Annotated in this window: 7 protein-coding genes; 1 reads left to right on the forward strand and 6 read right to left on the reverse strand. The window is 67.3% G+C overall.

Going from position 1 to position 11604, the window contains the following annotated elements; genetic code table 11:
• On the forward strand, positions 1-490 hold a 490-nt coding region (locus tag VNN10_06955), incomplete at its 5' end, for a zinc-binding dehydrogenase (GenBank protein ID HXH21750.1).
• A 142-nt stretch (positions 491-632) separates the two neighbouring features.
• Here the strand turns inward: VNN10_06955 and VNN10_06960 are convergent.
• From VNN10_06960 to VNN10_06985, 6 genes are all read right to left on the reverse strand, one after another.
• Positions 633-1463: an amidohydrolase family protein gene (locus VNN10_06960; GenBank protein ID HXH21751.1), complete on the reverse strand. Its 831-nt coding sequence runs from the start codon at positions 1461-1463 to the stop codon at positions 633-635.
• Positions 1460-3778 carry a response regulator gene (locus VNN10_06965; GenBank protein ID HXH21752.1) on the reverse strand — a complete coding sequence of 773 codons (2319 nt, stop codon included), beginning with the start codon at positions 3776-3778 and terminating at the stop codon, positions 1460-1462. Before VNN10_06965 ends, VNN10_06960 begins: the two co-directional genes overlap by 4 nt.
• Before the next feature lie 22 nt (positions 3779-3800).
• Positions 3801-5747 carry a GAF domain-containing protein gene (locus tag VNN10_06970; protein ID HXH21753.1) on the reverse strand — a complete coding sequence of 649 codons (1947 nt, stop codon included), beginning with the start codon at positions 5745-5747 and terminating at the stop codon, positions 3801-3803.
• Complete coding sequence (locus VNN10_06975) at positions 5744-8188, reverse strand: ATP-binding protein (GenBank protein HXH21754.1); 2445 nt, start codon at positions 8186-8188, stop codon at positions 5744-5746. The genes VNN10_06970 and VNN10_06975 overlap by 4 nt, the downstream gene beginning before the upstream one ends.
• 8 nt (positions 8189-8196) lie before the next feature.
• Positions 8197-10329, reverse strand: a complete 2133-nt coding sequence (locus VNN10_06980; GenBank protein HXH21755.1) for an ATP-binding protein — start codon at positions 10327-10329, stop codon at positions 8197-8199.
• A 2-nt stretch (positions 10330-10331) separates the two neighbouring features.
• The coding region (locus VNN10_06985; protein ID HXH21756.1) for a beta-ketoacyl-[acyl-carrier-protein] synthase family protein at positions 10332-11604 on the reverse strand (1273 nt) is incomplete at its 5' end.

Here is an 11604-nt window from a genome sequence, read left to right on the forward strand (position 1 = left end):
CCGCGGCGCTCGGCTGGTCATCGGGCTCGACCCGGTGGCCGAGCGCCTGGCACTGGCCCGCCGGTTCGGCGCCGACTTGGCCCTCGACACCAGGGCCCTGACCGGTCCGGACCTCGTCGGGCGGGTGCGAGAGGCCTGCCCGCCGGGCGGCGCCGACGCGGTGATCGAGGTGTGCGGGATGCCGGGAGCTCTGGTCGACGGCGTGCAGATGCTCCGCACGGGCGGACGGTATGCCGTCGCCGGTGTCGTCTTCCCCGGCGCCGACATCACCCTGGACGCGAACGTCCTCGTCGCCCGCTGCCTCACCGTCCGCGGGGTTCACAACTACCATCCCCGTCACCTCGTGCAGGCGGTGGACTTCGTGCACCGCCACCGGCGGACGCTCCCGCTCGGCGCCCTGGTTGATGCCCGGTTCGCGCTGGCCGAACTGGACACGGCCTTCGCCCGGGCGGCGGAACGTCGGGTCCTGCGGGCGGCCGTGGTACCGTAGACGGCCGACGCTCGCGCGGGTCGCCGCGAAAGGAGGACGGATGGCCGGTTTCCGGTGTGCGAAGTGCGGCAAGGTCTCGATGGCCCAGCGGATCTGCTGCGGCCGGCCGATGAAGCGCGCCTGAGGGCGCGCCCCGGTCAGATCAACTCTTCCAGCCCACCCAGTCGGCGCACGCCCGGCCCAGGATCCAGGACCGGTCGTCCGCCGTGAGGAAGTCCACCCCCTCTTTGAGGTGGCGGACCGCGTCGCGGTAAGGGACGGGCAGCCGCGAGTAATCGGTGCCCCAGAGCATGCGCCGCGGCCCGAACGCGTCGTACGCGCGCCGCAGGTGCTTCGTCAACCCCGGAAACGGGAAGGGCTCGCTCGAGTAGCACGGCAGCGCGGACACCTTGACCGCCACGTTGGGATGGCGGGCCAGGGCCAGGACCTGGTCGAGGTCGGCGAAGGCGGCGTCGTCCTTGGGGCCGAGCGGGCGGGCTAGGTGGTCGAGGATCAGGCGCAGCCGGGGATGGCGGCCGGCGATGGGATCGATCGCCGGCGCCTGACCGGGCACGAATACCATGAGAGGCAGGCCCAGGGATTCGGCCGCCGCCCAGAACCAGTCGAGCGTGCCATCCGCCAGCCACCGCGACCAGAAGGGCAGGTGGAACGTCAACCGGACGCCCAGCATGCCGGGCTGCTCGCGCCAGCGCTCCAGGCGCGCGCGGGCGTCCGGAGCCGTCGGGTCGAAGCGGCCCATCACCGCGAAGCGGTCCGGCCAGCGCCGGGCGGCATCCAGCGCGTCGGTGTTGTCGTCGCCGATCCAGGAGGGCGGCACCAGCACCGCGCGTGCCACGCCGGCGTCGTCCATGACCTGGAGGACCTGCTCGGCGGACAGGGCCGGGCCGTGCGCGTGCACGGTGCGGCCGGGAGGCCACGGGCGAGTGGAGACGTCGGGGCTCCACACGTGGATCTGGGCGTCGATGACCGTCACCGGGAGGCCGAGGCGGCGGGAAGGGCGGCCTGGATGGCGAGGTCCAGGTCGGTGGGCTTGACCGGCTTGTAGAGGCAGCGCTGGACGGCCAGCGCTGCCAGGCGGGCGTGGTCTTCCTCGCGCAGGCCCCAGCCGGTGATGAAGAGCAAGGGCACCCGCGCATCGCGGGCCCGCAGGCGCTCGGCGAACTCCCAGCCGTTCATCCCCGCCATGCCCACGTTGGTCAGCACCACGTCGAAGCGCCCCGGCTGGTAGGCGGCCAGGGCGGCCGGACCGCTCGGCAGCGCACTGACGGTATGGCCGAGACTCTGGAGCGTCTCGTCGAGGACCCGCAGCACCTGGGGATCGTCGTCGACCACCAGGACGCGCGCCCGGCGCCGGGGGCCGACCGGATCGGGCCCGTTCGGCTCCCGGCGCTGGTCGGTGGCGGCGGGGAACGTCAGGGTGAAGATCGCGCCGCGTCCGGGCTCGCTGTCCACCCGGATCTCACCGCCGTGGCGCTTGACGATCGAGTAGACCATCGCCAGCCCGAGACCGGAGCCGCCCTCGCCCTTGGTGGAGAAGAACGGCTCGAAGATGCGCCGGCGGACGGCCTCCGACATTCCGATCCCGGTGTCGGCGACCTGGACGACGGCCTGGCCGCCCTCGGTCCGGGTGCTGACCGACAACACCCCTCCTTCGGGCATGGCGTCGATGGCGTTCAAGAACAGGTTCGTCAGGGACTCGGTGAGCGCGGCCGGCCGGCCGTTCACCGGCGGGACGCTGCCGAGGTCGAGACGCAGATCGAGACGCCGGTTCTCGTGGGCGACCTTCTCGTCCCACCGGGGACGGATGATGGCCAGCGCCTCGTGCACGACGCGGTTGAGGTCCACCGGGACGAGCTGCTCGTCCGGCCGCAGGCGGGCGAATTGCTGGATGCGCCGCACCGTCTCCGAACCGTCCAGGGCTGCCGACTCGAGTACCTGGAGCGAGCGGCGGACCAGCTCGGAATCGGAGAGGTTCTGCTTCATGAGCTGGGCGTAGCCCAGGATGGCCTGCAGCAGGTTGTTGAAGTCGTGGGCGATGCCGCCGGCCAGTTGCCCGAGGGCGGTGAGCTTCTCGGACTGGTTGAGCTGGCTCTCCATCTCGCGCTGCACGGTGATGTCCCGGACGATGGCGATCACCCCGGCCAGTCCGCCCTGCCGGTCGCGCAGGGCGGAGAGCGTGACCTGCAACGCCGCCGACTGCCCGCCGGGACGGGGGACGGTGACCTCGAATGCCTCCATCGGGGACCCGGCCTCCAGGCGGCGCCGGGCGGGATGATAGTGCGTCAGCGGCAGGAACTCGGTAACGGTGCGGCCGATCGCCTCGCGGGCGGAGCGGCCGAAGATGCGCTCGGCTGCCGGGTTCCAGCCGTCCACGCGGTCGTCCTGGTCCACGGCGATGATGCCGTCGCCGGCCGAGGCGATCAGCTGTTCCAGGGAGCGTTTGGTGGTGGCGATCTCGGTGTAGAGCCGCGAGTTGCGGACGGCGACCGCCAGGTACTCGGACAGCATCTCCAGCAGCTCGCGCTCTCGGGGGTCGATGGGCCGGCCCGAAGCGCGGTTGTCCACCACCAGCCAGCCCAGCGGTCCTTCGGCGTCGCGGATGGCGCAGGTGACCACGCACGGCGTCGGCGCCGGCGGGGCGGCCGCCTCCGGTGTGACGCTCACCGCGTCGTAGCCGAGGGCCCGGCGGAGCTGCTCGCTCACCGCGGTCGTCAACTGCTCGATGTCCAGCTGCCCGACGATCGCTCGGGCGATCTCGCGGAGGATCGAGAGCTGGGTGACCCGCAGCGACTGCTCGGCCGCCTCGCGGCGCGCCGCCTCCTCGAGCTGGTGGGTCTTGGCGGACAGGCTGCGCATCTCCTCGACCAGTCGCGCCAGCTGGCTGCGCGTGCCCAGATCCGTCTGACGCCGAAGCAGCGCCCGGCGCACGACGTCATCCAGGTCCTGGCGGGAGAAGGGCTTGATGAGGTACTCGAACGCGCCGTGGCTGAGCGCCAGCTTGACGGTCTCCAGCGAAGCGTAGGCCGTGATCATGACGACCTCGATGGACGGATCGAAGCGCTTGATGCGTCGCAGCGCCTCCAGCCCGTCCATCTCGGGCATCTTGATGTCGAGGATCACCAGGTCGGGCCGGAACTCCTGCAGCATCTCCAGGGCGGCCCGCGCGCTGGCCGCCGTCAGGATCTCGTAGTGGGGCTTCAGCAGCATGCGGAGCGATTCGCGCGGACCCATCTCGTCGTCGACGACGAGCACGCGGGGCCGCGTGCGGGCGGGGGCGGCGACGTTCATGGTCGGGCGAGAAGCCGGCCCATCACGCCTCGGCGGCCGGGAGGGTGATGTGGAATGCCAGCTCGTGACGTCCCTGCCGGACGGCCAGCCGCCCGCGCTGGGCCTCGATCAGGCGCTGACTCACGGCCGGCCCCACGTCGATCAAACTCTCCTGCACCATCTGCACCGGGTCGAAGAGCCGGTCGAGCTTCTCTGGCGTCACGCTGGCCGTCCGCGAACCGATGAGGATCCGAACGGCGCCCTCGTCGCGGTCGCCGCGGGTGGCCGACACCGAAACGCGAGCCTGGTCGCCCGGGGAATTGTGGGTGAGATACCAGATCAGATAACCGACAGCCTTGCTCAGCTGGCCGGGATCGACCCGGACCAGCAGGGGGGCGCCCTCGCGGGAGTAATCGAGCTGCAGCCGGCTGCCGGCGCCGTCCTCCCCCAGCTGCACCGCGGCGACGGCTTCGTCGAGCACGGCGTGCACGTCCACGGTGCTGAAGTGTAACTCACCCTCGCTCACCAATGCGGCAAGTTTTTCGAAGACTTGCACCAGGCGGCGGGCGTCGCGCCGCACCACCGAGGAGAAGAGCTTGCGGAAATCGGCGTCGTCGAACCGCTCGTCGATCAGCTCGACGAACGTGTTGATCGACACCAGCGGGTTCTTGATCTCGTCGGCGATCCGCGCGATGAAGCGGGCGAGCAGCTGGAATTCCTCGGCCTGGCGCTTGCGCGCGGCCAGCTCCTTCTGGTCGGTCCGGTCCTCGAAGACCAGCGCCGCGCCCAGGGGCGCCGACTCCTCGCCCCGGATCGGGTACGTGCTGACCTCCAGCCACCGATTGCTGAGCGCCAGATGGATCTCCGAGCGCGGCAGCGGCCGGTCGGCGCTCAGCGTCTCGAACAGCATGTCGCCCAGCGGCGAAGGGAGACGGCGCAGGTCCTGGCCCGCCACCTCCGCCGCCTTGAGCCCCAAGATCTCCTCGGCCCGCCGATTGAAGATCCCGACGCGGTGGTCACGGCCGATCGTGACGACGCCGCTCGACATGTGGGCCAGGATGCGTTCGTTGAACTCCTTCTCCCGCCGGAGCTCATGGTGGAGGGTGATGTCGCGGATGGCGGTGGCCAGGTGTGCCGCCAGGTCGAAGAGCGTCTCCATCTCCACCCGGCTGTAGCCCCCGCCCGCCACCGGCTGCCCGGCGACGAGGATGGCCACCAGGTCGCCGTGGGCCAGGAGCGGGACCGCCAGCACCCCGCCCAGCATCGTCAGCTCGCGCGCCGCCTCCGGATCGGCGAGGTCGTTCAGCCGGGCCGGCCGCCCCTGCGTTGCCAGCCAGTCGGCCAGCCCCTCGCTCGCCCGCAGCCGGACCGACGCCGTCACTTGCGGCGCCAGCCCCCGGTGCGTCCGTACCCGATACGCCCCGCCCTCGTCGGGCAGGAGCAGCGCCGACCGCGCGGGCCGAAGGAGCTGGCCGATGGCGTCCAGGAACAGGTCGAGGACCCGGGACAGGTTGAATCCGGCGGCGAGGACGCGCGTGAACTCTCTCAGGATGCCGCCGATGGCCGGCGCCTCGCGCGCTTCGTCTTCCGCGGTCCGGCGGCCGCCGGCGACCACCTCGGCCAACTGGATGCGCAGGGCGGCGATCTCGGCGAGCAGTCGCCGGCGGTCCGCCACCTGGCGCAGGACCACCTCGACGTCGCGCGTCGTGAACCCCTCGGCCAGCACCAGGTCGGCGACGTCGGCCGCGTCCTCCGGCGGCCCCACGGCGACCAGCAGGGTGCCAGGGCGGGCGTCCCGAAGCCGGGCGGCGAAGGCCGAGAGGTCGCCTCCGCGCCGGCAGTCCCGCACGACGAGGTCCACGTCCACTAGACGCAAGGTCCGCAGCGCCTCGTCGTCGTCGCCGACCACGAACACGGAGCAACCCGCCAGGGCCCGCCGCAGCTGGGCCTGCAGCGCGGCATCGGGGCGAACGAGCAGCGCGCTCTTCATGCCGCCGGGTTCATCGAAGGCCGCGGAGCTTCCACGGGCGGCGGCGCCGGCAACTCGACCGTGAACACCGCGCCGCCCTCGTCCCGGTTGGCGGCCCAGATGCGGGCGCCGTGGCTCTCGGCGATGGCGGAGGAGATCGCGAGGCCCAGTCCCGAGCCGCGTGCCTTGGTCGTGAAGAAGGGCTCGAACACCTGGCTCAGCAGAGCCGGCGGGATCCCGGGGCCGGTATCGGCGACCGCCACCCGCACCAGTCCGGCCTCCTCCGCCAGCGTGACGGCCACCGTGCCGCCGCTCGGCGTCGCCTCGCGGGCGTTCATCAGCAGGTTGATGAAGAGCTGCTCCAGCTCGGCCTCGTCGCCCACGGTCAGCGCCGGCTCAACCGGAAGTTGGACGGTCAAGGTCAGCTGCTTCTGCTCGAACACGGGCCCGAGGAACTCCAGCGCGTCCCGCAGCGGCCTCCGCACGTCCAGGCGACGGCGCGGCCGGGCGCCCGGGCGAGACAGCACCCGCAGGCGATCCACCACGCGCTCCATGCGGCCGATCTCCCGGGAGACAACCCGGGAGAACTCCTCGATGAACGCGTCATCGCGCGACCGCCGCGGCACCAGCTGCGTGAAGGCCTTGATCGCCACCAGCGGGTTCTTGATCTCATGCGCCAAGCCGGCAGCCAGGACCTCGAAGTACGCCAGCCGCTCGGCCCGACGGCGCTGGGCCTCCAGTTCCTTGAGCAGGGTGAGGTCGCTGAACACCGAGACGGCGCCGATGATCTCCCCGGCCGGATCGCGCACCGGCGACGTCGTGCAGATCACCGGCCGGGTCGTCTCCCCCGCCGGCAGCGCCAGCTCGGGCTCGGTGTGGCGCTCGCCCGTATCCCGGGCGACCCGGAGCGGCCGCTCGAGCACCGGGGGCAGCACCTCCGCCATCGGGCGGCCCACCACGGTTTCGGCCGGCAGCCCGGTCAGCTCCTCGGCCGCGCGGTTGAGCATGAGCACCCGACCGGCGGCGTTGATGGAGATCACGCCGCTCTCGATCGTGGCCAGGACGTTGGTGAGGTACTCGTTGGCCCGGATGACCTCGGTGTAGAGCTGCGCGTTCTTGATCGCGATCCCGGCCTGATTGGCCAGAGTGGTCAGCAGGCTCAGGTCGTTGGCGTAGAAGGGATCGCCGGAGAGCTTGGGGCCGACCGCGATCGCCCCGATCACCGAGTCCTCGAACACGACCGCCTGGAGGACGACGATCCGGTGCGTGTGGAGGAAGGTGCGGACCTCGCCCGGGAGATCGACCTGGGAGTGGTCATCGTCCACGATGAGTCGCTCTGAATGTCTCAAGGCATCGTCGACGGCGGGCGGCAGCTGGTCCGCGGGCCGCATCGGCGAGGCCGGATCCAGACAGGACCCGATCGCGCGCAGGAGGCCGTCTTCGTCGCGGACGAACACGAGAACACCCTCGGCGCCGGTGGCCGATCGGATCGGCGGCGCGATGACCATGGCCAGCGGGCGTAGCTGGAACACCCGCCGCAGCGTCCGGCTGACCTGGCCCACTGTCTCGGCGAAGCCGAGACGCGATCGGTAAAGGTACCGATCGAGAAGGTGTCCGGCGAGGTCTCGGGTCGGCGGAACCAGGAGGGTGACGGCCACCAGGGCGGTCAGGAAGCCGAGCGACTCCGTCCAGCCAGGGCCGGTCGTCAGCGGCCGGAACAGCAGCAGGAACAGCCCGACCGGGATCAGGGAGAGCGCGCTGGCGATGGCGATGGTGAGTCCACGGTGCACGACCAAACGCAGGTCGAGCAGGCGGTGCCGGATGATGCTGTGGGCGGTCAGCAAGACGAAGGGGGTGAGGAAATAGGGGCCGAGGTAGGTGTGAACAGAGTCCCCTGTCAGGAGAGGGAGTGCCAGATTGGACACGAGGGCGCCCGACAAGCTCAACGTTATACCGACGGCAAGGTACTGCAACTGGAGGCGTGCAATTCCACTTGTGATTCTGAGTCGGTCCAGTAGAACCAGAATGTTCAGGCCGCAGACAAGGACCACGTAGGCAGCGAAGGAGGGATAAAGCGGCCCTGTTTGCCGGACCAGCCCGATCTCAGATATCGCCGGGCTTGACGCTATGAGCGGGGTGAATGTGGAGAGAATGGCGAAGGCCAACCCGCCGGCAAGCGAGACACGGAATATATGTGGCGACGGCCGGTTCATCGGAAACGGATATGAACGGAGGAAAGTCAGAAACGCAGCCGGGGCTAGGCTCGCGCTTGCAAACGCCAACCTCAACACATACTCGCTCGGCTTCCAGTGCAGGAGCGCGATGGCAATCGTCCAGATTGCTGAGAGAAACGTGAACGTTGAGAACCAACGATTGACGGCGCTTTGGGGATTGGCGCGTAGTATGAAAACGGTGAGGGCGACAAGCACTGTAGCGATGGTCACCAGGCCGATATTCGCCATGGTTGCTCCTACGCGCTGGTAAGTGACCGATCAAGAAGCGAGGCAGCAGGGAACTGAACTGTGATGGTTGCCCCACGCCCGCCGGCATTATTCGATGCCTTAATGGTGGCTTGATGTGCGTCGGCGATGCTGCGGCAAATCGACAGACCCAAGCCTGAGCCCTCAGGCTTTGTAGTGACAAAGGGATCGAAGATTTTCTCGAGCAAGCGGCTGGGGATTCCACTGCCGGTATCGGAGATTGCCACGATCAGACCTTCGCCCTCACCTTCAGGCTGACGCCGAAGCTGAATAGATAGTTTTCCCCCGCCCTCCATCGCCTCGACCGCGTTCAAAAGAATATTGAGGAGTAACTGTTTGAGTTGCGCTTGGTCGGCATGAACTGGCGGCAAATCATCATCGATGGAGATCGAAACGGAGATCCCCGCCTGCTCCATCCGACCTCGCAGGAGCGCCAGTGTTTCGTCAAGCACCGGCTTGAGATTCATCAGCGAGCGACGTGAAATGGGTGCGGCGAGCGCGCGAAGGCGCGCTATCAGCTCATCAATCCGCTCGATCTCTCGGATCACAACTTTGGAGAAGTCGCTGCGGAACTCTTGATCCGTGAATCGCTCCGGCAGTAGCTCAGCGAATGTTTTGATGGCCACGAGGGGATTCTTGATCTCGTGTGCGATACCGGCAGCCAGCGCTGTCGTGGCAGCGAGGCGCTCGGCTTGGCGCCTCTCGCGCTCCATCAGCAACATTCTGTGGTGGAGTTGTGCGTTTTTGATGGCGACCGCCGCTTGAGCAACCAGCGTCGTGAGTAGATCGATATCCTCGTCGAAGTAGGGATCGCCTGATCGCTTCGGGCCGAGCACAAAAAGGCCCTCGACCTTGCCGCCTTCAAGCATGGGGAAGGCTGCCTCGCCCCCGAGGCGGGACAAGACCTCCAGGGCGGAGCGGACCGTTCTCTCATCGTCAACCGCCCGCCCATCGAGCTGCAGAAGTGGCGCTCGCTTACGAGTAAGTTCAGCCACGAGCGGTGAGGTGCCGGAGAGGGTGTGAGGCAGGGAGATCGCAGCAGCGTCATGCGCGGGTCGTCTGCTGGCGAGCGAATAGCCGTCCGAATCCAGATACCTCAAATACACCCCGATTGTCTCTGGTCGAACAGTACGGCTTATAACATCGCAGATATGTTCCACGAGCCTTGGAAGACTGAGCGTTGACCCCATTACGCGCGTGGCCTCACGGATCGTCCGCTGATAATCGTAAGGCGTTCGGTAAAGATACCGATCCAGGGCGCTCCGAACCTTGTGCATCAGAGGCTGGAGAACAAGGGCGGCGAGGAAGAGAAGGGCGGCCTGCGTCGGTAATGGTAGATGAAGCAGTGGGACGAGGAAACGGGTACCGAGACTTAGGATGGTGACAAACAGAGCGCCAAAAAGAAGCAGGGCGATGACATGAGAAAGCGTACGGCTGAGAATAAGGCGGACATTCATTAGTCGATGTCGTATGAGGGCATGAGCAGTCAAGGCGAGGAAGACCAGCGTGAAGATCGGACCGTAAAGCCCTACATGTGAGGCGCTGAAGAGGAGCGGGATCAGTAGATTAGTCGTGCCAATGCCAATTGCCGGAACGAGGAGGCCGATGAGGAGATACCAGAGCTGAAGCCGAGTTCGGCCAGTGGCGTGCGTCGCCTTGGTCCACACCGCGACCATTCCAAGGCCGATACAGATCACCGCGTAGATGCCAAAGACTGGGTAAAGGCTGCCGTATGTGACCGTGAGCCCGGCAGGGCCAGTCTCGCTGTGAGAGACAAGCAACCCCGTGTAGGCCAACGGCACAAACAACAAGCCAATCATGGCCAGCGCGCGGTATGTCCAGTCGCGAGGAAACGGGGTGGCTGGAAAGACGCGTAGAAACGTCAGGAACGCAAGGACCATAATGCTCGCGGCTGCGAACGTCGAGCGGACAAGGAGGGGGCTCGATGTTGTTGGGTAGTGGGCGAAGGTCACGCTCAGTGTCCAGAGACCTACACTGCCTGCAAGCGCTGCGAATACCTGGTTGGTAAGCTGTGCGCGCGCACGGCTGTAGACGTAGGCGCCGATAGCTAGATCAACCAAACTTAACGCGATGTAGGCAACGATAAACAAACGCTCCGGCATCGTCACGTCGGGTTACAGACAGGCTTGCTGAGCACAAGAGCAGAGTGAGAGCCGGAAACACTACCGCCGAGGCTATGAGTATGCACAAGGGCGTGGCGGAGGCGGGCGACGCGCGCCTTGTTAGGTACGTAGTCTAGATCGCAGAATGGGTCGGGGAACTCGTAGTTGATCGTCGGCGGGACAACGGAATGGTGAATGGCCAGGGCCGTGGCGGCTGCCTGTAGAACTCCACTTGCAGCGAACGGTTGACCGATCATCGATTTAATAGAACTTACGGGCATCCGATACGCGTGGACGCCGAAGGCGGCCCGATGGGCTTTCGCCTCGGCACGGTCGTCGAACTTGGTGGCGTTTCCGTGGGCGCAGATGTAATCGAGGTCGCAGGAGTCAATTTGCGAAGCCGTCAAGGCCCGAACGATTGACTCGCGTAGCGCCTCGACGTAGCGCTCTTCGGAGTTTTGCGTGTTCACCTCGCTCACGCTGGCATATCCGCCAACCTCGGCATAGATCCGTGCGCCACGCGCCAGCGCGTGACTAAGGTCTTCGAGAACTAGGACAGCACCGCCTTCGGCCAAAACGAGCCCGCAACGCTGCAAGTCGTATGGGCGGGATGCGTTCTCGGGCGGGCCCGTCCACGTCGACAGGAAACCTCCGGCAAGAAATAGGCTGAAGACGAACTGGGAGACCGGTGCTTCCGCGGCACCGACGAAGGCCACATTCAAGCCACGTGAGCGAATCTGCTCGGCCCCCCAGGCGATGACATCTATTCCGGTGCAGCATGCCGACGCGATCGTCAGCATCGGTCCGTGAATTCGGAGCTCTTGCTGCACGTGTGCCGTGGCTGCGTGCGCTGTGACTTCGAGACCTACAGACCGCCCGATGCTGGTCCACCCTCTCGACAGGAAGTCGAGATGTGCCGGCACCCCGAGATCTCCGATCCCATGTACCGCAGTCCCGAGACAGACAGCAGCTGGCGGAAGCCGCACTTCAGAGAGGCCTGCGTCATCGACCGCGAGCCTGGCTGCCGCGACGGCAAACTGAGCGAAGCGCCCCATCGTCCTGGCCTGACTGGGCCTGATGAAATCCCCGGGGACGAAGTCGCGGACTTCGGCGGCGACCTTGCACGGATAGGGTGAGGGGTCGAAAGCGCGAATGTAGTCGACCGCGGACTTGCCGGCGATCAGGCTCTGCCAGAACGCGTCCTTGCCGATGCCGTTCGGAGCGACAACTCCCAGACCGGTGATGACAACGCGACGACGAGCCAACCACTCCCCC

The organism is Dehalococcoidia bacterium, assembly GCA_035574915.1.
GTDB lineage: Bacteria > Chloroflexota > Dehalococcoidia > DSTF01 > WHTK01 > DATLYJ01.

Coding starts and splice junctions, on each gene's coding strand:
- VNN10_06965 (HXH21752.1), bottom strand. CDS start 3,778: ATGAACGTCGCCGCCCCCGCCCGCACGCGGCCCCGCGTGCTCGTCGTC.
- VNN10_06970 (HXH21753.1), bottom strand. CDS start 5,747: ATGAAGAGCGCGCTGCTCGTTCGCCCCGATGCCGCGCTGCAGGCCCAG.
- VNN10_06975 (HXH21754.1), bottom strand. CDS start 8,188: ATGGCGAATATCGGCCTGGTGACCATCGCTACAGTGCTTGTCGCCCTC.
- VNN10_06980 (HXH21755.1), bottom strand. CDS start 10,329: ATGCCGGAGCGTTTGTTTATCGTTGCCTACATCGCGTTAAGTTTGGTT.